The 19,722-nt window shown below is 64.6% G+C and carries 21 protein-coding genes; 11 read left to right on the forward strand and 10 right to left on the reverse strand.

The features are described 5' to 3' along the window. Nucleotides 1–2 precede the first annotated feature (2 nt). The 5 genes from I603_RS00305 to I603_RS00325 all read left to right on the forward strand — a co-directional run bounded on the left by I603_RS00305 (nt 3) and on the right by I603_RS00325 (nt 4,137). Complete coding sequence (locus I603_RS00305) at nt 3–533, forward strand: DsbE family thiol:disulfide interchange protein (protein ID WP_068861838.1); 531 nt, start codon at nt 3–5, stop codon at nt 531–533. Beyond that, the gene (locus tag I603_RS00310; RefSeq protein WP_084439728.1) at nt 530–976 is read left to right on the forward strand and encodes a cytochrome c-type biogenesis protein; all 447 of its coding nucleotides are present in this window, start codon (nt 530–532) and stop codon (nt 974–976) included. Before I603_RS00305 ends, I603_RS00310 begins: the two co-directional genes overlap by 4 nt. Continuing rightward, nucleotides 973–1,620, forward strand: coding sequence for a tetratricopeptide repeat protein (locus I603_RS00315; RefSeq protein WP_068861839.1), 648 nt, complete (start codon nt 973–975; stop codon nt 1,618–1,620). Before I603_RS00310 ends, I603_RS00315 begins: the two co-directional genes overlap by 4 nt. 137 nt (nt 1,621–1,757) lie before the next feature. Beyond that, entirely contained in the window at nt 1,758–3,680 is a 1,923-nt protein-coding gene (locus tag I603_RS00320) for a potassium transporter Kup (RefSeq protein WP_068861840.1), read from the forward strand. Nucleotides 3,681–3,726: 46 nt separating this feature from the next. Continuing rightward, nucleotides 3,727–4,137, forward strand: a complete 411-nt coding sequence (locus tag I603_RS00325) for a hypothetical protein (RefSeq protein WP_068861841.1) — start codon at nt 3,727–3,729, stop codon at nt 4,135–4,137. On the opposite strand, the gene I603_RS00330 is transcribed toward I603_RS00325, so the two are convergent. Genes I603_RS00330 through I603_RS00350 form a run of 5 tightly spaced genes read right to left on the reverse strand, consistent with a single transcriptional unit; the run spans nt 4,134 to nt 9,397 of the window. Further along, nucleotides 4,134–4,784, reverse strand: coding sequence for an inner membrane-spanning protein YciB (locus I603_RS00330; protein WP_068861842.1), 651 nt, complete (start codon nt 4,782–4,784; stop codon nt 4,134–4,136). The genes I603_RS00325 and I603_RS00330 overlap by 4 nt on opposite strands. Next, a complete protein-coding gene (ftsY, locus tag I603_RS00335) occupies nt 4,784–5,707 on the reverse strand; it encodes a signal recognition particle-docking protein FtsY (RefSeq protein WP_068861843.1) in 924 nt (307 codons plus the stop codon). Before ftsY ends, I603_RS00330 begins: the two co-directional genes overlap by 1 nt. Then, nucleotides 5,704–6,879, reverse strand: coding sequence for a MiaB/RimO family radical SAM methylthiotransferase (locus I603_RS00340; protein WP_068861844.1), 1,176 nt, complete (start codon nt 6,877–6,879; stop codon nt 5,704–5,706). The genes ftsY and I603_RS00340 overlap by 4 nt, the downstream gene beginning before the upstream one ends. After that, nucleotides 6,876–7,685 carry a diaminopimelate epimerase gene (dapF, locus tag I603_RS00345; protein ID WP_068862464.1) on the reverse strand — a complete coding sequence of 270 codons (810 nt, stop codon included), beginning with the start codon at nt 7,683–7,685 and terminating at the stop codon, nt 6,876–6,878. Before dapF ends, I603_RS00340 begins: the two co-directional genes overlap by 4 nt. A 53-nt stretch (nt 7,686–7,738) precedes the next feature. Next, entirely contained in the window at nt 7,739–9,397 is a 1,659-nt protein-coding gene (locus I603_RS00350) for a putative bifunctional diguanylate cyclase/phosphodiesterase (RefSeq protein ID WP_068861845.1), read from the reverse strand. Between the two features lie 191 nt (nt 9,398–9,588). Between I603_RS00350 and I603_RS00355 the strand changes: the two genes are divergently transcribed. Next, on the forward strand, nt 9,589–10,011 hold the full coding sequence (locus I603_RS00355; RefSeq protein WP_068861846.1) for an EVE domain-containing protein: 423 nt from the start codon (nt 9,589–9,591) through the stop codon (nt 10,009–10,011). A gap of 106 nt (nt 10,012–10,117) precedes the next feature. Here the strand turns inward: I603_RS00355 and I603_RS00360 are convergent, their stop codons facing one another. Continuing rightward, nucleotides 10,118–11,809 (reverse strand): thiamine pyrophosphate-binding protein, encoded by a 1,692-nt coding sequence (locus I603_RS00360; protein WP_068861847.1) that lies wholly within the window; start codon nt 11,807–11,809, stop codon nt 10,118–10,120. Nucleotides 11,810–11,963: 154 nt separating this feature from the next. On the opposite strand from I603_RS00360, the gene I603_RS00365 reads away from it, so the two are divergent. Continuing rightward, nucleotides 11,964–12,212 (forward strand): hypothetical protein, encoded by a 249-nt coding sequence (locus I603_RS00365; protein ID WP_068861848.1) that lies wholly within the window; start codon nt 11,964–11,966, stop codon nt 12,210–12,212. Here I603_RS00365 and I603_RS00370 read toward each other — a convergent pair. Then, nucleotides 12,205–13,521, reverse strand: coding sequence for an MFS transporter (locus I603_RS00370; RefSeq protein ID WP_068861849.1), 1,317 nt, complete (start codon nt 13,519–13,521; stop codon nt 12,205–12,207). The two genes, I603_RS00365 and I603_RS00370, sit on opposite strands and share 8 nt — an antisense overlap. Nucleotides 13,522–13,674: 153 nt before the next feature. On the opposite strand from I603_RS00370, the gene pgsA reads away from it, so the two are divergent. Beyond that, the gene (gene pgsA, locus I603_RS00375) at nt 13,675–14,283 is read left to right on the forward strand and encodes a CDP-diacylglycerol--glycerol-3-phosphate 3-phosphatidyltransferase (protein WP_068861850.1); all 609 of its coding nucleotides are present in this window, start codon (nt 13,675–13,677) and stop codon (nt 14,281–14,283) included. A 39-nt stretch (nt 14,284–14,322) separates the two neighbouring features. After that, the gene (locus tag I603_RS00380; protein WP_068861851.1) at nt 14,323–14,661 is read left to right on the forward strand and encodes a hypothetical protein; all 339 of its coding nucleotides are present in this window, start codon (nt 14,323–14,325) and stop codon (nt 14,659–14,661) included. Between the two features lie 25 nt (nt 14,662–14,686). Here I603_RS00380 and I603_RS00385 read toward each other — a convergent pair whose 3' ends face one another. Beyond that, nucleotides 14,687–15,079, reverse strand: a complete 393-nt coding sequence (locus I603_RS00385; RefSeq protein ID WP_158093652.1) for a PilZ domain-containing protein — start codon at nt 15,077–15,079, stop codon at nt 14,687–14,689. A 155-nt stretch (nt 15,080–15,234) separates the two neighbouring features. On the opposite strand from I603_RS00385, the gene I603_RS00390 reads away from it, so the two are divergent. Further along, nucleotides 15,235–15,501: a hypothetical protein gene (locus I603_RS00390; protein WP_068861853.1), complete on the forward strand. Its 267-nt coding sequence runs from the start codon at nt 15,235–15,237 to the stop codon at nt 15,499–15,501. A 24-nt stretch (nt 15,502–15,525) separates the two neighbouring features. On the opposite strand, the gene I603_RS00395 is transcribed toward I603_RS00390, so the two are convergent. Continuing rightward, nucleotides 15,526–16,422 (reverse strand): hydrogen peroxide-inducible genes activator, encoded by an 897-nt coding sequence (locus I603_RS00395; protein ID WP_068861854.1) that lies wholly within the window; start codon nt 16,420–16,422, stop codon nt 15,526–15,528. Between the two features lie 9 nt (nt 16,423–16,431). Beyond that, nucleotides 16,432–17,634, reverse strand: coding sequence for a ribonuclease D (gene rnd, locus I603_RS00400; protein WP_068861855.1), 1,203 nt, complete (start codon nt 17,632–17,634; stop codon nt 16,432–16,434). 191 nt (nt 17,635–17,825) lie between these two features. Between rnd and aspS the strand changes: the two genes are divergently transcribed. Next, complete coding sequence (aspS, locus tag I603_RS00405) at nt 17,826–19,616, forward strand: aspartate--tRNA ligase (protein ID WP_068861856.1); 1,791 nt, start codon at nt 17,826–17,828, stop codon at nt 19,614–19,616. Nucleotides 19,617–19,722 lie beyond the last annotated feature (106 nt).

A 19,722-nucleotide genomic window follows, 5' to 3' on the forward strand; every position in this document is an offset into this window, starting at 1 on the left:
CCATGAAGACCCGTCTCTGGCTGTGGGTGCCTCTGGCCCTGTTCGCCTTCTTCGCGGGACTGGCCGGCTATATGCTGACCCAACCCAAGGACCAGTTCGTCGAAAGCACGATGATCGGCGAACCGCTGCCCGATTTTGCGCTTGATCCGGCCTTCGGCGGCCTGCCTGGCGCGGCCAAGGCAGACTTCGCCGGGGGCAGACCACGCTTGCTCAACATCTGGGCAAGCTGGTGCCTGCCCTGCATCGCGGAGGCGCCGCAGCTTGAGGCGCTCAAGGCGCAAGGGGTCGAGATCATCGGCATCGCCATTCGCGACCGGCCCGAAGATGTCGCCCGCTTTCTCGCCCGCTACGGCAATCCCTATACCCGCATCGGCAGCGACCGCATTTCCGAGGTGCAGCTGGCGATCGGTTCGTCGGGCGTGCCGGAAACCTTCGTGATCGATGGCGAGGGTGTGATCCGCTACCAGCATATCGGCGATATCCGCGCAGACGACGTGGCGGTACTGCTCGCCGAGTTGGAGAAGGCGAAATGATCCGCTCGGTTCTGGCCCTGCTGCTTACGCTTCTCGCCCTGCCGGGCGCGGTTCCTGCTCTTGGGCAGGACACCATGCCGCCTGCGCCCTATGCCTATACCCAGCTCGAAGACCCGGCGCTCGAGGCCGAGGCGAGTGCGTTGATGCACACGCTGCGTTGTCTCAAGTGCCAGTCGCAGAGCATCGCCGATTCCGATGCCCCGATGGCGGGCGACATGCGCCATCAGGTAAGAAGCCGCATCCTGGCGGGCGAGAGCCCCGACCAGATCCGCGCTTGGTTGGTGGCGCGCTATGGCGACTATGTCAGCTACGAGCCGACGGTCAGCGCCACCACCTGGCCGCTCTTTGCCATTCCTCTGCTGGTCATCCTGATCGGCGCGGGCGTGCTGCTCCGGCGGCTCGGTCGCCGGCGCGGCGAGACGGGCGCGGAGGCGGGCGAATGATCGAGGGCTGGCTGGCGATCGGCGCGCTCGCGCTCGCGGCCTTTGCGCTTGCGGCGTTCCTGCTGCGCCTCCCGCGCGAGGGGCTGGCGCTGTTCGGCGCCGTCCTGATCTTCGGCCTCGCCGGCTATGCTTGGCAGGGCTCTCCCGGACAGCCTGCCTCCCCCAAGCCGCAGCAAGTGCAGGCCTCCACTCAGGGCGAGGCGATGGTGGAAGGCCGCGCTGCGCTGTTCGACCGCACCCGGCCGCCGCCCGACTACTTGCTGACCTCGGATGCCTTTGCGCGGCGCGGGCGTTTCGGCGATGCGGCCGGCCTGCTGCGCAAAGGGCTGGAGGAGAATCCCGAACACGTGGAGGGCTGGCTGGCGCTTGGCCTCGCGCTGGTCGGTCATGCCGACGGCTTCGTGACGCCGGCTGCGGTTCAGGCCTTCGGGCGCGCCAAGGCGCTTAAACCCGACAATCCGGGAGCGGAGTATTTCCTCGGCTCGGCCTATCTCCAGAGCGGCGAAATTGTCGCGGCGCGCAATGTCTGGGCGGGGCTGCTTGCGAATACGCCCGCAGATGCCCCTTGGCGCGAGGGGCTGGAGGCGGATGTTGCCCGGCTCGACGACATGATCGCGCGCGCGCCGATGCTTCAGGGACAGTGAACCGCCTGTGTCTTGTACGTATCGACCTCCTGCGCCGTGTTGCAGGTGCGAACGGACAGTGCTAGGCGCGCCGCCTCACCTGCCGGAGTCGCACCGGCGAGATGGGCAGTACCGGCCAGACGGGAAATCCGCTTGAGATGAACGATACCGCAGCGCCTGCCCATCAGCCGCCTCCCGGCGGCAAGAGCCACAGTGCATCCAAGGCCGCGCTTGCCGTGGGCGCGATCGGGATCGTGTTCGGCGACATCGGTACCAGCCCGCTCTACGCCTTCCGCGAGACCTTTGCCGGCGCCCATCCGCTGGCGCTCGACAATGCGCATGTGCTGGGCGTGGTCAGCCTGATCTTCTGGTCGATGACGCTGGTCGTCTCGATCCAGTATGTCACCATCCTGATGCGCGCCGACAACAAGGGGCAGGGCGGATCGCTGGCGCTGGTGGCGCTCATTTCGCGCAGCATCTCGCAGTCGAAATATGGCTGGATGGCGGTGCTGCTGGGCGTGTTTGCCACAAGCCTGTTCTACGGGGACAGCATGATCACCCCGGCCATCTCGGTGCTTTCGGCGGTCGAGGGGTTGCGCGTGGTCGATACCCGCTTCGAGCGCTTCGTGATCCCGATCGCGCTTGTGCTGCTGGTGTTCCTGTTCGTCATCCAGAAGCGCGGCACTGCCAAGGTCGGCGCGCTGTTCGCGCCGGTGATGATCGTCTACTTCTCGGTGATCGCGGCACTTGGCACATGGCAGATCGTCCAGACCCCTGCGATCCTCTGGGCATTGAACCCCTGGCACGCGATCAATTTCTTCATCCTCGACGGTTGGCTCGCTTTCCTCGCGCTGGGCAGCGTGGTGCTGGCGGTCACGGGGTCGGAGGCGCTCTATTCCGACATGGGCCATTTCGGGCGCGGGCCGATGCGCCTGTCTTGGTTCGGCTTTGTCATGCCCTGCCTGCTCCTCAACTATTTCGGGCAGGGAGCGATGATCATCGGCTTGCCGCCCGAACAGGCTGCGCAGGCGATCCTCAATCCGTTCTTCTTCCTCGCCGCCGAGGAATGGCGCCTGCCGCTGGTGCTGCTGGCCACGGTGGCGACCTTCATCGCCAGCCAGGCGGTGATTTCGGGCGCTTTCTCGATTACCCATCAGGCGATCCAGATGGGCTATATCCCCCGCCTCAATATCCGCCACACCTCCGAGACGGAAGGCGGGCAGATCTACATCCCGGTGGTCAACTGGGCGCTGATGGTCGCAGTGATCGTGCTGGTTCTGACCTTCCAGACCTCGTCCAACCTTGCCAATGCCTATGGTATCGCGGTGACCGGGGCGGTGACGATCGACACCCTGTTGATGGCGGTGCTGCTGGTAGGCGTCTGGAAATGGCGCTGGTGGTATGCGGCGCCGGTCGTGCTGCTGTTCCTGATTGTCGACGGTGCCTATTTTGCCGCCAACCTCACCAAGGTTGCCGCCGGAGGCTGGTTCCCGCTGGTCGTGGGCCTCGTTGCCTTCACCCTGCTCACCACCTGGGCGCGCGGGCGCAAGCTGATGCGCGAGCGGATGAGCGAAAGCGCGCTGCCGCTGGAAATCTTCGCCAAGTCGGCCAAGAATTCCGCCGTGCGCGTGCCCGGCACGGCGATCTTCATGGCATCGAGCACGGCGGGCGTGCCGAGCGCGCTGCTGCACAACATCAAGCACAACAAGGTGCTGCACGAACGCGTGGTGATCCTCACCATCAACATCGTCGATGAACCCTATGTCGATCCCGAGGCGCGCTGCACGATGACCGATCTGGGCGACGGGTTCTACCGTTCGGTGCTGAATTACGGGTTCATGGAGGAAACCGACGTGCCGCTCGGCCTCAAGAAGATGCAGCGCTGCGGCGGCGAATTCGACATGATGCACACCAGCTTTTTCCTGTCCCGCCAGACCCTGCTGCCTTCGGAAAAGCCGGCGATGCCGCTGTGGCGCGAGAAGATCTTCGCGTGGCTGCTGAGGAATTCGGCGAGCGCGATGGACTTCTTCAAGCTCCCCACCAACCGTGTGGTGGAGCTGGGGAGTCAGGTGGAGATTTAGGCGCTTTAGGAGCGACTTAATAGCTTTGCCCTACAGCCGCCGGGCTATGAAGAACGTGGCCTTCCGATTGCTGCTCGTGCTGGGCTGGACAGCGGTGTTGCCGCTGCTGGGCTATCCGATCTTCGGAATTCTGACGATCATCCCATTGTTTGGCTTGTTCCTCGGTTTCGGATTGTTGCCCTTCATCTATACGGCGGGAGCAGCTCCTGCCTTCGTGACGGCGGCAGGCTTTGAGTTCGTCTTCCGGCATTGGGGATCGAGGCGCAGCCTCGCGGCGACGGTCGCCTTGGGTGCCACCGCTTCGGTTCTGTGGATGGGCGGACTCCTTTTCTTCGAACGAGCGGAGTTTGGGCTCGGTGCCAATTACGTGACTTTAGCGCTGGCAATAGCTGGAGCCTTGCCTGCCGCGCTTATGCCACTCACCCGCTTCGCGAAGGATCGCAGGACCTGGCGCTAACTCCCCGTCGGCGGCTCGTTCTTGAGCGGCTCGTCGCGCTCTTCAAAGCTGAGCCCGTGCTTCAGCAGCATCGGGATCTGGCTGAAGGTGAACAGGAAGGTCAGCGGCAGAAACACCCAGAACTTGGCCCATAGCCAGCCTTCGAAATCGAGCTGGGCCCGAAGTATCTCGTTCAGCCCGGCAAGGCACAGGAAGAACACGCCCCAGTTGCGCGACAGCTTGAGCCAGCCCGCGTCCGAGAGGCCTTCGAAAGCGGCTTCGAGCAGGATCCTGAGCAGCGCCTTGCCGGCGAAGAACCCGCCGAGCAAAGCGACGCCGAAAGTCGCATAGATGATGGTTGGCTTGATCTGCACGAAGGTCGGATCGCCGAAGAAGATGGTAAGGCTGCCGAAGCCGACGATCAGCGCAGTCGAGAACCACAGCATCGGCGAAACCTTGCCCAGCCGCCATTTGGAGAATACCAGCGCGGCCACCGCGGCGACCATGAAGGCACCGGTGCCATATGTGATGGCAATGAGCTCGCCCCCGGCGCTTGTCTCTTCCGGCGACATCCAGCGGTAGACGCCGAGGAATACCAGCAGCGGGCCGTAATCGACCGCGACGTTGAGCCAGCTCGAGGCGGCTTTCTTGCCTTCGCTCTCGCTCATCACGCCACCCCCGCGATCACGCGGGCTACCAGATCGGGGTCGAAGGGCCTGAGGTCTTCCATCTTCTCGCCGACGCCGATGGCGTGGATGGGCAGACCATATTGTTCCGCTGCCGCCACCAGCACGCCGCCGCGCGCGGTGCCGTCGAGCTTGGTCATGATGAGGCCGGTTACGCCCGCCACCTCCTTGAACACGTCGATCTGCGACAGCGCGTTCTGGCCGTTGGTTGCATCCAGCACCAGCACCACATCATGCGGCGCTTCGGGGTTGAGCCGGCCGAGAACGCGGCGGATTTTCGCCAGCTCCTCCATCAGCTCCTTCTTGTTCTGGAGGCGGCCTGCCGTGTCGACGATAAGCGCGTCGATCCCGGTGTCGGTCGCCTGTTTTACGGCATCGAACACGATCGCTGCCGGATCGCCGCCTTCCGGCCCGCGCACGATGTCGACACCGATGCGTTCCGCCCAGGTCGCCAGCTGACCGATGGCCGCAGCGCGGAAGGTATCGCCGGCCGCCAGCAGCACGCCGTAGTCATCCTCCTGGAACAGGTGGGCGAGCTTGGCGATGGTGGTGGTCTTGCCGCTTCCGTTGACCCCGATCACGAGGATCACCTGCGGGCGCGGGAAGGCGGTGATTTCTAGCGGCTTGGCGACGGGGCGCAGGATCGCGGCGATTTCCTCGGCCACGGCCTCTTTCAGTTCGCGTGCGGTGATTTCGAGGCCGAAGCGCTTGTCCGACAGCCGTGCGCGGATGCGCGCTGCCGCCGAGGGGCCGAGGTCGGACATGATCAGCGCGTCCTCGACCTCGTCCAAGGTCGCATCGTCGAGCTTCGCCGTGCCGCCTACACCCGCAAGGTTCGCGGTGAGGCGTTCGGAGGTCTTGGCGAAGCCGCCGAAGATGCGCTGGGTCCAGCTGGTTTCACTCATGCGAGCAGGCCCTCCCTGGCCTCGCGGATCGTCACGTCAATGATCGCCCCCGCCGAAACCCCTTCCGGCAGGGCGACGCGAGCGTAATTCGGGGCATAGCCGGTGCCGTCGCGTTCGACGAGGACAGGCAGGCTTTCCCCCACAAGGCTCTGGAGCCAGGCGGTGCGGACCGCGGCCGAGCGGACACGCAATTCGGTCGCACGCGCTTTTACTACCTCGCGGGCGACCTGAGGCATCCGTGCCGCCGGAGTGCCGGGGCGGGGCGAGAAGGGGAAGATGTGAGCATGGACGATGCCAAGCTCGTCGATGATCGACAGGTTGTCGCCATGGTGAGTCGCATCCTCTGTCGGAAAGCCGGCGATCAGGTCGGCGCCGATCGCGATACCGGGGCGTAGTGCCTTAAGCCGGCCCACCAGTTCCACCGCATCGCGGCGCAAATGGCGGCGCTTCATGCGCTTGAGGATCAGGTCGGCGCCGTGCTGCAAGGACAGGTGGAGATGCGGCATCACCCGCTCCTCATGCGCCAGCAGCTCGAACAAGGCAGGGTCGATCTCCACCCCGTCAACCGAAGACAGGCGCAGGCGTGGCAGGGCAGGGAAGGCGGAAAGGATCGCGGCGACTAGCGTGCCCAGCCGGGGCGCGCCATCCAGATCATGCCCCCAGCTGGTCAGATCGACCCCGGTGAGCACGACTTCGCTTGCACCTGCTGCCAGATGCGCTTCGACCTCGCGCAGCACAGCGGCCACGGTCAGGGAACGGCTCGTCCCGCGTCCCTGCGGGATCACGCAGAAGGTACAGGCATGGTCGCAGCCGTTCTGCACCGCGACGAAGGCGCGGGTGCGTGCCGGGGCTAGCGGCGGTGCCTCGGCGGGCACGTTCCACGCCCTTGGGTCGAGCTTGGCGGCGTTCGCAACCAGCCCGTCCACCTCAACCATCGCGCCGATTTCCGCGCGGTCGATCTCTGCCGCGCAGCCGGTGACGACAAGGCGCGCTGAGGGATGATCCCGGCGCGCGCGGCGGATCGCTTGCCGGGTCTGGCGCAGCGCCTCTCCCGTGACAGCGCAGGAATTGACCACGACGAGATTTTCCTCGCCCGCCAGCATCGCACGCATGCGCTCAGCTTCGGCGATGTTCATGCGGCAGCCGAGCGAGATGATCTGCGGCGCGTTCATGCGTAATCTTCCCATACGAAGCTGCCGCGAAAGCTCTCTGCCGCAGGCCCGCTCATCAGGATCGAGCCGTGCGGCTCCCATGCGATGATCAGATCGCCGCCAGGCAGGCTGACGCGAACCGGGCTCTTTGCCAGTCCGCGCCGGATTGCCGCTACTGCCGTAGCGCAGGCACCGGTGCCGCAGGCCCGCGTCAGACCCGCCCCCCGTTCCCACACCCGCAAGACAAGGTGGTCGCGCCCGGCAAGGCTGGCGACATTGACGTTCACCCTTTCGGGGAACAGCGGATCGTGTTCGATATCCGGGCCGAGCGTCTCGAGCGGCACCGCGGCGGCATCCTCGACGAAGAATATCACATGCGGATTGCCGACATTGACCGCCATCGGCGCATCGAGGCTATCCCAGCCGACGGGCATGGAGAAGGTATCCATCGCATAGGCAAGCGGGATCGCGTCCCATTCAAACCGCGGCTTGCCCATGTCGACCCGCGCGCCGCCTGTTTCCGGTTCCAGTGCAATCGGCCCGCCGCCGGTTTCGATCGTCACCGGCTCGCCGTGCAGCAGGGCAACCGCCCGCGATGCATTGCCGCAGGCTTCCACTTCGCCGCCGTCCGAATTGAAGATCCGCATGCGGAAAGCGCAGGTCTCGCTGGGCTCCAGCAGCACGAGTTGATCGCAACCGATCCCGGTGTGCCGGTCAGCCAGCGCCCGCGCCAACTTTGCGGTGATGGGCGGCACCGGCGCTGTCCGCGCGTCGATCACGACAAAATCATTGCCGAGACCGTGCATCTTGATGAAGGGAACAGGCAGCGTCACGGCCCCGCATCTATGCATGCGCGGCGCGCGCGTCCAGTGCTGGCGGGTCAGGAGCTGGCCGCGCGCGGTATCCCCGGTTGTTGATTGTGCGGCTCTGCGACATCGGGCGTGACCCGCGCGAGCCTGCCTTGCGTTGCAAGCCGTTCGCGCACTTTCTGCGCACTTTCGGGCTTGCCATAGACATAGCCCTGCGCCTTGATCTGGCCCATTGATCGCAGTTCAGTGAGGATTTCCTCGCTTTCCACACCCTCCGCGGTAAGCGGCAGTTCAAGTTCGCGACCCAAGGCCACGATTGCATCGATGAGGCGCGAACGGGTCCCGGGCTCGCGCAATTCCCTGACAAAGCTGCGGTCGATCTTGATGCGGTCGAAGGGCAGGTTGCGCAGCTGTTCGAGGCTCGAATAGCCTGTGCCGAAGTCGTCCAGGCTGACCTGCACGCCCTGATTTCGCAAGGAAATGATCATCGATCGCACCAGTCCGATATTCTCGTGCAGGCAGCTTTCGGTTATCTCGATCTCCAGCCTTCGTGGCGGGAAGTTGGTCTCTATCAGCCGCTTGAGCAGGCGCTGGGCAAACCAGGGATCACGCAGCTGCACGGGCGAGATGTTGATCGCGAGTGTAAGATCGTCATCCCACTCGCGCGCATCCATGAAGGCGCGGTCCATGAGCTGTTCGGAAAGCTGGCTGATCAGTCCCATTTCCTCGGCGATGGGAATGAAGATTTCGGGGCTGACAAGCCCGAGCTGTTCGGAATGCCAGCGTGCCAGCATCTCGAAACCGACCAACTGGCCGGTGTCGATGTCGATCTGTTGTTCGTAATAGGGAACGAATTCCTGCTGGGCGAGCCCGCGCCGGATGCCCGATTCGAGCTGGTTACGGAAGCGCAGCTCGTTTTCCATACTGGATTCGAACCAGAAATGGCGGTTTCGTCCCTGCTTCTTGGCATGGTAGAGCGCCATGTCCGCACGGTGCATCAACACTCCGGCGTCGACCACGGTGCCGGGCGTTCCGTCCGCGTCGTGATCGGTCGAAAGCCCGACCGAGACGGTCATTTCAACAGTGAACTCGCGCAACTGCATGGGCTCGGCCACTGTGGCGAACAGCCGGATGACGAGATCGTCGATCACTTCGAAATGGCCGACGGGGTAGGGCATCACGAAAGCGAATTCATCACCCCCAAGTCGCGCCAGACGCGCCTCGCGCGGCAGCAGGGTGCGGATCTTCTGGCACAGGCTGATCAGCACCTCATCGCCACAGCCATGACCATACATGTCATTGATCTGTTTGAAATGATCGAGATCGATCATGCAATATGCGATCGCTTCGCCGCGTTGCGCGGCCCGCTTGCGCAGGTCTTCGGTCGCCTCGATCATGCTGCGACGATTGAGGCATTGCGTCAGCGGATCGGTTGCTGCCAGCAGCCGCGCCTGATCTTCCGCGCGGCGGCGTTCAGCAATCTCGCTGGTCAACTCGCGGTAGCGCCGCCAGCCGAACACGGTCAGGGCGATGTTGAGCAACAGCGCGCTTGCCAGCAGGTGGTCGGGCGCATGCCCCGCGCCGAACAACGACCGGATTGCGTCGGGCAATACTATGCCGCCCGTTGCAAGCATCAGCAGTATGGCCGCAGCTGCAATCCCCAGCGCCACGAAATCGCGCTCGGCGGCCTGCAGTGGGTTGTCGTCTTCCTGATCTATCAAGGCCGTCATTCCTGCTTGCGTCATGGGGCGGGCGAGCGGGCGACTCTTGTTTTCTCTTTCCCCAAATCACGCAAAGTCTCGCAGGACGGGATAAATATCGGGTTAATCGGGACTTGGGCCACAGCGGGGCTTGAGCGTGGCCGAGCCGGCGGGCTATCGACAGGTGCGATTATGTCGAACCTGCAAGGAGCAAGCGTCCCATGACCCGTCCCGCGCCGAGCTACTGGCTGATGAAGTCCGAACCGTTCAAATATAGCTGGGACGATCTCGTGGCCGAGGGCGAGGGCACCTGGGACGGGGTGCGCAATTATCAGGCGAGGAACAACCTCGCCGCGATGCAGGTGGGGGACGAGGCGTTCTTCTACCACTCGCGCGAAGGGCTTGAAATCGTTGGTATCTGCACCATCAGCGTCGCGGGTATCACCGATCCCACCGACGAGACCGGCAAGTGGGCGGCGGTGAAGGTCAAGCCTAAGGAGAAATTCGTCCATCCCGTGACGCTTACGGCGATCAAGGCCGAGCCGCGGCTGGCCGAGATGCAACTGATCCGCCAGTCGCGCCTGTCGGTATGCGGGGTCACGCCGGAAGAATGGCGCGTCATCTGCGAAATGGCGCAGGGATAGCCGCTGTTTCACGTGAAACGCCGCGCAAGCAGGGGTCTGGCGGGGGGCTGGCGGGGGTCTGGGCAGGGTCGAGAGGCCTCTGGAGCCACGCAACCACCCCGTCACATCACCCTGCCGGTTTGGCTCTCGCCCGCAGCCCGCTGATCGTCGCACCGCTTGCCGCGATACGTTCCAGATCGGTCAGCGCATGGATCAGCCGCAGCCCCGTGCGGCCCCTGGCCTCGTCCAGCGCGGCGATGAATTCGCCCGTTGTCTCCACCCGGGCGCTCCACGCCCCGTAGGCTGCACCGAGCGCCGCAAAGTCGGGATTGGCCAGCGCCGTGGCCGAGACACGTCCCGGATACTCGCGCTCCTGATGCATCCGGATCGTGCCGTAGGCGCCGTTGTCCACCACCACCACGATCAGGCTTGCGCCATATTGCGCGGCGGTTGCCAGTTCCTGTCCGTTCATCAGGAAATCCCCGTCACCTGCCACGGCGACAACGGTACGCTCCGGATAGCGCAAGGCGGCGGCGACAGCGGCGGGGACGCCATAGCCCATCGCGCCGCAGGTGGGTGCTAGCTGTCCGGGATAGGCCTCGTAACGCCAGTAACGGTGCCACCAGCCCGCAAAATTGCCTGCCCCGTTGCAGATGATGGTGTCGGCAGGCAGGCTCTCGCGCATCGCCGCGACACACGCGCCAAGGTCGATGCCCGCCTCCGAAGGCTGCGGGGTTGACCATTCCAGCCATTCGGCATGGGCCTGTGCCCCCGCATCGAAGGGGATGATGTCGGTATCTTCCCACAGAGCGGCCGCTTCGGCGAATTCGTCGACCGAACAGCACAGTGCCAGATCGGTGCGGTAGACACGGCCCAGCTCTTCCGGGTCAGGGTGGATGTGGACAAGGGTCTGGCCGGGGTGTTCGAGGGTCGGCACGGCGTAACCATCGGTCGTCGCCTCGCCCAGCCGCGCGCCGACCGCGATGACCAGATCGGCTTGTCTGACCCGCTCGACCAGCTTGGGATTGGGGCCATATCCAAGGTTTCCGGCATAGACCGGCGAGGCGGGCGCAATCGCGTCCTGGCGGCGAAAAGCGGTCGCCACGGGCAGGCCGATCCTCTCGGCGAACTGCTGGAAATATTCGCGTGCCTTGGCGTTCCAGCCCGCGCCGCCGATGATCGCAATGGGGCTTGCGGCATCGGCGATCAGACCCAGCAACGCCTGCATCGCATCGGGGCAGGCGGCCTGTGCGGTACGCGTGACGAAGGGGCGCGGGGCGAGGCTGGCGGGAACCTGCTCCACCAGCATGTCTTCGGGCAGGGCGAGCACGACCGGGCCGGGGCGCCCGTTGATCGCTGTCGCATGGGCGCGGGCGATGTATTCGGGGATGCGCAGCGGATCGTCGATCCGTGCGGCCCATTTGCAAACGGGTGCGAAGAAGGCGGTGAAATCGACCTCCTGGAACCCCTCGCGGCCCTGCGCCGTGCGCGCGACATCGCCCACGAACAGGATCATCGGTTGCGAATCCTGATGCGCCACATGCACGCCGATCGCGGCATTGGTAGCCCCCGGCCCGCGCGTGACGAAGGCGATACCCGGGCGCCCCGAACCTGCGGCGTTCATCGCCCCGTCGGCGCAGGCCATGAAGGCCGCGCCGCCTTCCTGGCGGCAGGTGACGACGTCGATTTCAGGCCGGTCGGGCAGCGCATCAAGCACCGCCAGGAAGCTCTCTCCGGGCACGGTGAAAATGCGCGTCGCGCCCTGTTCGGCAAGGCAATCGACCAGCAGCGCTGCAGCGCTCCTGAAGCTATCAGGCACGTGTCAAACTCCCCTCTTGTCCGATCCGGCTCTACATCCGCGCGGGGGAGCGCGCAAACCGCCACCAATTCACAGGCGTGGAAGGCCTGTCCCAAGCTGTGACAGGTTGCGCAAGGGGCGTTTCCAAAGGTTAAGAAAATGTTAAACCGCAGCCATGACTCGCGAACCCCCTGTCAGCGACCTCATTGCCCACCCGCGCGGCGGTTACCAGCGTCGCCGTAGCCTTGTTCTCACCGAAGAGAGCGCCCGCCATCCGTTCCGGGCTTTGCTGCCGCCGCATGTAAAGCGCGACCTGATCCCGATCCCGGCCGAAGACCTGTGGCGCCTGACGCTGGCCGATGTGCGCGGCTTTGCCAGCGTCTACGTGGCGGCGACCGCGGCGATCCTCGTTTTCATCATCTGAACGCCTCGCCGGCAGGCACCTCGAGCGCGTGGAGCTTGCGTGCAAGCTGCGCCGAGAGCAGGCACAGGAACAGGCTTGCCAGCAATTGTTCCTGCAGCGGGATACCTAGAAAGCCCAGCCCGCCCGCAACGCCGGCACCGATCACCATGAAGATCGAGGAAATCAGGTTGTTGGCCGCGACCGACCGCGAGGCTTCCGACTTGTCGACCTTGGTGGTGAGAAAGGCATAGAGCGGCACCACGAACATGCCGCCCGCCACCGCGATCAGGACGAGGTTGGCCAACAGCGCCAACGCCAGCGGCTGGACGAGGAATTCGCCGACGGTGAACAATTCGCCCGCCGGGGTCAGGTTCCAGATCCGGCAAAGCAGGTAGAAGGTCACCAGAAAGGCGCCAAGCGCCAGCACCGAGGCCGCTGAATAGCGCGCCGAGATATCGCCTTTCAGCAGCGCATTGATCGACACCGATCCGATCGCGATCCCGGCAGAAAAGGCCACCAGCATGACCGCTGCAACCTGCTTGTCGGCCAGCAGAACGTTCTTGGCGAGCGGGATGAACTGCACCGAAAGGATCGCGGCAATCGTCCAGAAATAGGAAATTGCCAGCACCGAATAGCGCAGCTCTGGATTGCCCATCGAAAAGGCGACGAGCGATTTCGACGCGCGCACCGGGTTCCAGTCGACCTGTGTCTCGTCGGTCTGTGCAGGGGCCGGCGGCACCCAGCGGCAGGTGGCATAGCCCACCAGCGCAATCACGATCACCGCAACGATGCTCCACATGATCGGCATGGCCCCGCCCAGCATCATGCCGACGAGGATTGCGACATAGGTGCCTGCCTCGACGAGGCCGGTGCCGGCCAGCACTTCGTCCTTGTGCAGGTGCTGCGGCAGGATTGCGTATTTGATCGGGCCGAAGAAGGTCGAATGCACGCCCATCGCGAACAGGGCAGTGAACATCAGCGGGATGGCAAGGCTATCGACCGAAACCCCGCGCGCGGCCAGCAGCAGCCCGGTTGCACCGACCGACATGATGATGATCTCGGCAAACTTGATCCAGCGGATGATCCTGGTCTTGTCGCGCATGTCGGCAAGCTGGCCCGAGGTCGCCGAAAACAGCACGAAAGGCAGCACGAACAGCGCGGTGGCGATGCCGCTGATCAGGGTCTCCATCTCGGGCGAATCGTAGACCTGGTACACGATGAACAGCACCATCGCGTTCTTGTAGAGATTGTCGTTCAGCGCATTGAGCAGCTGGGTCAGGAACAGCGGCAGGAAGCGCCGCTGGCGCATGAGGTTTGTCGAGGTGGTCATGCTCTCGGTGTACTGCTGCTTCCCTGTGCGATTGCCGGGACATAGCGCCAAGGCGCTTGCGCACAAGCCCCGCGCGAACCTTATGCCGCCGTGCATGGGCGGCGCGCATGGGCTTTTGCGCAGCGTCCGGCCGCGCTAGAGGGTCGGGAAGCGATGCTGAACCTGCCCAACATCCTCACCCTGTCGCGCATCTTCGCGGTGCCGCTGCTGGCCTTCTTCCTGTGGTGGCCGGAATGGCGGCTGGGCTATCTGGTCGGCTTCGGGCTTTATTGCATCATCGCCATCACCGACTTTTTCGACGGCTATCTGGCGCGCGCGCAGGGTGCCGTCTCGAAGCTCGGCATCTTCCTTGATCCGATTGCCGACAAGATCATGGTCGCCGCCGTGATCCTCGTGCTGACCGCACAGGGTTTCCTGCGCGGGCCATATGTGGGCGACATGCATGTGATTGCGGGGCTGGTGATTCTGGTGCGCGAGATCACGGTGTCGGGCCTGCGCGAATTTCTCGGCGGGATCCAGGTTTCGGTGCCGGTGACCAAGCTCGCCAAGTGGAAGACGACGCTGCAACTGGTGGCGCTGGGCGCGCTGATTCTCGGCGGGGCGGTGCACGGGCCGCCGTGCCAGTCGGTCGGTGACATGTGCAAGACCTTTGCCGAAAGCTGGGTTCACGTGGTGGGCTTGGCGAGCCTGTGGGCCGCGGCCGTGCTGACCTGCATCACCGGATGGGATTACCTGCGCGTAGGTCTCAAACATATGGATTGAGTGCAGGACAAGCGCCGGAAATTGCGCTATGGTTTGCCCATGGGATTGAACGTTGCGCCCGATTCAGGGCAATTCGTAAGGCATCTGGTGACCCATGCGGGCAGGCTGCGCCGCGACGCGAGCGTCGCGCTGCGCGAGGGCGATCATGAACGCGCCGCGGCCCTGATCGAGCAGGCCGAAATACTGGCCGCCGATGTGCGCTATCTCGTCGATGCGATGGAGGAGCGCCAGACCGGAGAGTTCATGCGGCTGGCGGTCGAACAACACGCTGCCGCGACCAGCCGGCGCAGCAAACCGTGGATCGGTGCGCGTGCAAAGCGGGTGGGGGCCATGATCGGTGCGGGGCTGGCAATCAGCCTTGCCCTCTCGGAGTTCTGAAGGCTCCGCCGCAGAACAGGGCCGGTCAGGGGTGCAGGCCCCGCAGGCGGATGCGACGCGGTGTCACTTCCACCATCGGATCGTCTTCGGCGATGGCATCGTGGCGGTAATTGCGCGGCGCGCCGACCCGCAGGGACATCTCGCTGAAGGCGTCCCAGATCCGCGGCGCCAGTTCCTGCGAGAGCTTCACGCCGACCCACGAATCCTTTTGCCAGGCTATCGTGCCTTCGAACCGGTGCACTTCCCACACCACGACCACCGCCTCGCCCTCGGAAGCGGGGTTCGTCATTTCGACCAGCAGGCCATTCTTCGACACGTCGCGAATCCGCACCGGTTGCGTACCGGCGGCTAACTCGACGGTGCCGTGCAGCATGACACGCACACGTTTGGGCCGTCGTTTGGGCAGTGTGATCAACATCGCAAAACTCCCCGCCAAGGTCCAAATTGCCATGCCGGGCTTGATGAAATCTTAATTACGTCGCCGCGCCCCTGCTCGCCCATGAAGTCCGCCAGGAAATCCTGCAACGGCCTGCGCTGTCGGTCGCCGAGAATATCGACGAGGGCTGGAAGCTGATGCTGCTGACGATCGACGGAGCAGAGGAAGCAGCCGGGTCGACGATCTACTCGGTGACGCTCGTCCGCAAGAATTTCGATCGCGAGTTCGATTCCTATGTCACCGGCGGCCTCGGCCTGTGTCGCGGTTCCGAGCTTCCCGGCTGCGCGCGCGACATCGTTACCGATATCGAGGGCCCGATGGCCGACTACCGGCTCGATCGGGGCGAAGGCGTGCCTGCGGGCGAGCTTGCGGACGAGGTCGCCGCCGAAGCGGTTCCGGAGTGACCGCGCGCAGTCGCAGCGGCGTTTTCAACCCGCCCTGAGTTCCTCGGCCAGCAGCCTGAAATCCGCCTCGCGCGGGGAATTGCGCCGCCATGCGAGCACGATCTCGCGCTTGGCGGTGGGGCTGTCGACCGGCCTTGCAACCACCTCGGTGCCGTTCAGGATCCCCGCCTCCAGCGCCATTTCGGGCAGCATGGTGAGGCCCAGGTCATTGTCTACCAGTTGCACCAGCGTGTGCAGGCTCGTGCCGATCATCGCCGCGCTGGTGCGCAATTCCGAGCGGCTGCAGGCAGCCAGCGCATGGTCGCGCAGGCAATGGCCGTCCTCCAGCAGCAGCAGGCGACCGGTATCGATCATGTCGGGCTTGATCGTGGCGGGGGGATCGCGCGGGTCGTCCTTGGGAAAGGCGACGAACAGGCGATCATCGGCAATATGTTCGATCGCTGCATCGCCGGTGTCGAAGGGCAGCGCCAGCAACACGCAATCGACCCGCCCGTGATGGAGCGATTCGAGCGCGTCCTGGCTGGTCTCCTCGCGCAGCATCAGTTTGAGTTCCGGCCGTTCGCGCTTCAGCCGGGGCAGCAGGCGCGGAAGCAGGAAGGGAGCGATGGTGGGGATCACGCTCATGCGCAATTCGCCCACCAGCGGCTTGCCTGCGGCCTGTACCAGATCGGCCAGTTCCTCGGCCTCGCGCAGGAGCCGGTTGGCCTTGGCCACCACCTGCTCGCCCAGCGCGGTAAAGCGCACTACCCGGCGCGAGCGCTCGACCAGCGTCACACCCAGCAGCGATTCCAGCTCGCGGATGCCCGCCGACAGCGTCGATTGCGACACGAAACTGGCATCGGCTGCCCGGCCGAAATGACCGTGCTCGTACAGCGCCACCAGATATTGCAGCTGCTTGATAGTGGGAAGGTAAGTGCTCACGTACCGCCGTCACTCTGCCGCCAGTGGATCGGCTTGGGGCGCCATGACATCGTCGATATGGGTCATCTTCAATCGCCCCTTCTCGACCGCGAAGGCGAGCTTGCCCTCGACCAGATCGAGCGCATCCTTGCCGAAGACTTCATACCGCCAGCCCTGCAGCACCGGCAGATCGCGCATCCCGGCGGCGAGCGCTTCCATCTCCTCGGCGCGGGTCAGCAGGCGCGCGGCGACGTCGATCTCGCGGGCGCGGATCTTCAGCAGCAGCTTGAGCAGGTCGGCCACCAGCGCGCCTTCCTTGCCCAGCGGGGCGCCGCGACCGGCCTTGTCCGGCATTTCGTCCTTGGACAGCGGCTCGGCCTCGGCCAGCACCTTCATCAGCCGTTTGCCGATATCATTGTCCTTCCACGCCGCGGAAAGCCCGCGCACCTTTGCCAGATCGGCCTGCTGTTTCGGAGGGTGCGAGGCGATGTCGGCCAGCGTCTCGTCGCGCATGATGCGCCCGCGCGGAATGTTCTTGTGCTGCGCTTCGCTTTCGCGCCATGCGGCCAATGCCTTCATCCGTCCGAGCACCTGCGGATTGCGCCCCGGCTGGCGGATGCGTTTCCATGCCAGGCCGGGGTCGGTGATGTAGTTGGCGGGGTCTGCGAGCTTTTCCATCTCGGCATCGAGCCACACCCCGCGCCCGGTCTTGATCAGTTTCTTGAGGATACGCGGAAAGATGGTGGCGAGGTGGGTGACGTCACCGATCGCATATTCGATCTGCCGGTCGGTCAGCGGACGGCGGCTCCAGTCGGTGAAGCGCGCGCCCTTGTCGATGGTGAGGCCTATCCACGTCTCGACGAGGTTGGCATAGCCGATCTGTTCGGACTGGCTGATCGCCATCATCGCGATCTGTGTGTCGAAGATGGGGTGGGGGGTCTTGCCCGTCATGTTGACGATGATCTCGACATCCTGCCCGCCGGCGTGGAAGACCTTGAGCACGTCCTCGTTATTGGTCAGCAGGTCGAGCAGCGGGGCAAGGTCGATCCCGTCGGCCAGCGGATCGATCGCGGCCGCTTCTTGCGTGTTGGCGATCTGGACCAGGCACAGTTCGGGCCAATAGGTGTTCTCGCGCATGAATTCGGTGTCGACCGCGACGAATTCGGACTGGGCGAGACGGGAGCAGAGGTCGGAGAGAGCCTCGGTGGTGGTGATCAGGTCGTGGATTTTCATATCTGCTTTTCATTGCTAGCAGGCGGAGTGCCGCCCTCGGGTTTTAACCCAGTTTGCGCCTGCCTCCCTACCAAGCGTGGCTTGACAAAGTGCTAGGCTTGCCCTGTTAGCGCGCCGACGACGGAGCAAGAGCTTCCGGCCACGCGCCAGCGCGCCCTAGCGTCATAGCCGCGAACAGGACAAGAGTTTAGATGCACCCCTACCGCACGCATACTTGCGCACAGCTTTCTTCCGCCAATGTCGGCGAGACCGTCCGCCTGTCGGGCTGGATCCACAGGAAGCGCGACCATGGCGGCGTGCTGTTCGTCGATCTGCGCGATCATTACGGCATTACCCAGATCGTTGCCGATACCGACAGCCCGGCGCTGCCCGTGCTGGAAGGCCTGCGGGTCGAAAGCGTCATTACCATCGAAGGCGAGGTGAAAGCGCGCGTGGCCGAGACGGTCAATGAGAACCTTTCCACCGGCGAGATCGAGGTCTTCGCGCGCGGCGTGACGGTGCAGAGCGCGGCGGAAGAGCTGCCAATGCCGGTGGCGGACGAACAGCCTTACCCCGAGGACATCCGCCTCAAGTACCGCTTCCTCGATCTGCGGCGCGAGACGCTGCACAAGAACATCATGACCCGCGTGGCGGTGATTGCCGACATGCGGGCGCGCATGGCGGCGGCGGGGTTCAACGAGTTTTCGACCCCGATCCTCACCGCCTCCAGCCCCGAAGGCGCGCGCGACTTCCTCGTGCCGAGCCGTATCCACACCGGCAAGTTCTATGCGCTGCCGCAGGCGCCGCAGCAGTACAAGCAGCTGCTGATGGTCGCCGGTTTCGACCGCTATTTCCAGATCGCCCCCTGCTTCCGCGACGAGGACCCGCGCGCCGACCGTCTGCCGGGCGAGTTCTACCAGCTCGATCTGGAAATGAGCTTCGTCACCCAGGAAGAAGTGTGGGAAACCATGGAGCCGGTGATCCAGGGCACCTTCGCCGCCTTCGCGGGCGACAAGGCTGTGACCCCGGCAGGCGAATTCCCGCGCATCCCCTATGACGAGGCGATGCTGAAATACGGCTCCGACAAGCCCGATCTGCGCAACCCGCTGATTATCTCGGATGTGTCCGCGCACTTCACCCAGTCGGGCTTCGGCCTGTTCGAGAAGATCGTCGGCTCGGGCGGCGTCGTGCGCGTCATCCCCGCGCCCGCGACCCACGAGAAGAGCCGCAAGTTCTTCGACGACATGAACGACTGGGCGCGCAAGGAAGGCTATGCGGGCCTCGGCTATGTGACCCGCAAGGGCGGGGAGTTCGGCGGGCCGATCGCCAAGAACCACGGGCCGGAGCGCATGGCGGAACTCTACGCCGAGCTCGGCCTTGGCGAGAATGACGGACTGTTCTTCGCCGCGGGCAAGGCAGCCGACGCCGCCAAGCTGGCCGGTGCCGCGCGCATCCGTATCGGCGAGGAGCTTGGCCTCATCGATGAAAGCCGTTTCGCGCTGTGCTGGATCGTCGACTTCCCGTTCTACGAATATGACGAGGACGAGAAGAAGGTCGACTTCTCGCACAATCCCTTCTCGATGCCGCAGGGCGGGATCGAGGCGCTGGAGGGGCAGGATCCGCTCACCATCAAGGCGTTCCAGTACGATCTGGTCTGCAACGGCTATGAGATCGCCAGCGGTTCGATCCGGAACCACATGCCCGAAACCATGGTCAAGGCATTCGAGATCGTGGGCCTTTCCAAGGCGGATGTGGAAGAACGCTTCGGCGGCATGTACCGCGCCTTCCAGTACGGCGCGCCGCCGCACGGGGGCATGGCCGCGGGCGTCGACCGGATCGTGATGCTGCTGTGCGGGGCCAAGAACCTGCGCGAGATCACGCTGTTCCCGATGAACCAGCGCGCCGAGGATCTGCTGATGGGGGCTCCCAGCGCGCCGGAGCCGCGCCAGTTGCGTGAACTGGCGCTGCGTGTGGTCGAACCGCCGAAGAAGGAAGGCGCCTGAGTCTGACGTTTCACCGGGCCTTGCGGGGCGCGCGCCGCTGTGGGCAGCGCTTCTCAAGCCCACTTGCGCTTGCCTGCGCCGTTCATTAGGGCCAAGGCGAGTTTTC

It is taken from the genome of Erythrobacter dokdonensis DSW-74 (assembly GCF_001677335.1).
In the GTDB taxonomy this organism is placed as follows: domain Bacteria; phylum Pseudomonadota; class Alphaproteobacteria; order Sphingomonadales; family Sphingomonadaceae; genus Erythrobacter; species Erythrobacter dokdonensis.

Excerpts from the sequence above, each read along its gene's own strand:
- I603_RS00305 (WP_068861838.1), top strand. The coding sequence starts at position 3 with ATGAAGACCCGTCTCTGGCTGTGGGTGCCTCTGGCCCTGTTCGCCTTC.
- I603_RS00310 (WP_084439728.1), top strand. The coding sequence starts at position 530 with ATGATCCGCTCGGTTCTGGCCCTGCTGCTTACGCTTCTCGCCCTGCCG.
- I603_RS00315 (WP_068861839.1), top strand. The coding sequence starts at position 973 with ATGATCGAGGGCTGGCTGGCGATCGGCGCGCTCGCGCTCGCGGCCTTT.
- I603_RS00320 (WP_068861840.1), top strand. The coding sequence starts at position 1,758 with ATGAACGATACCGCAGCGCCTGCCCATCAGCCGCCTCCCGGCGGCAAG.
- I603_RS00325 (WP_068861841.1), top strand. The coding sequence starts at position 3,727 with ATGAAGAACGTGGCCTTCCGATTGCTGCTCGTGCTGGGCTGGACAGCG.
- I603_RS00330 (WP_068861842.1), bottom strand. The coding sequence starts at position 4,784 with ATGAGCGAGAGCGAAGGCAAGAAAGCCGCCTCGAGCTGGCTCAACGTC.
- ftsY (WP_068861843.1), bottom strand. The coding sequence starts at position 5,707 with ATGAGTGAAACCAGCTGGACCCAGCGCATCTTCGGCGGCTTCGCCAAG.
- I603_RS00340 (WP_068861844.1), bottom strand. The coding sequence starts at position 6,879 with ATGAACGCGCCGCAGATCATCTCGCTCGGCTGCCGCATGAACATCGCC.
- I603_RS00350 (WP_068861845.1), bottom strand. The coding sequence starts at position 9,397 with ATGACGGCCTTGATAGATCAGGAAGACGACAACCCACTGCAGGCCGCC.
- I603_RS00355 (WP_068861846.1), top strand. The coding sequence starts at position 9,589 with ATGACCCGTCCCGCGCCGAGCTACTGGCTGATGAAGTCCGAACCGTTC.
- I603_RS00365 (WP_068861848.1), top strand. The coding sequence starts at position 11,964 with ATGACTCGCGAACCCCCTGTCAGCGACCTCATTGCCCACCCGCGCGGC.
- I603_RS00370 (WP_068861849.1), bottom strand. The coding sequence starts at position 13,521 with ATGACCACCTCGACAAACCTCATGCGCCAGCGGCGCTTCCTGCCGCTG.
- pgsA (WP_068861850.1), top strand. The coding sequence starts at position 13,675 with ATGCTGAACCTGCCCAACATCCTCACCCTGTCGCGCATCTTCGCGGTG.
- I603_RS00380 (WP_068861851.1), top strand. The coding sequence starts at position 14,323 with ATGGGATTGAACGTTGCGCCCGATTCAGGGCAATTCGTAAGGCATCTG.
- I603_RS00385 (WP_158093652.1), bottom strand. The coding sequence starts at position 15,079 with ATGTTGATCACACTGCCCAAACGACGGCCCAAACGTGTGCGTGTCATG.
- I603_RS00390 (WP_068861853.1), top strand. The coding sequence starts at position 15,235 with ATGCTGCTGACGATCGACGGAGCAGAGGAAGCAGCCGGGTCGACGATC.
- rnd (WP_068861855.1), bottom strand. The coding sequence starts at position 17,634 with ATGAAAATCCACGACCTGATCACCACCACCGAGGCTCTCTCCGACCTC.
- aspS (WP_068861856.1), top strand. The coding sequence starts at position 17,826 with ATGCACCCCTACCGCACGCATACTTGCGCACAGCTTTCTTCCGCCAAT.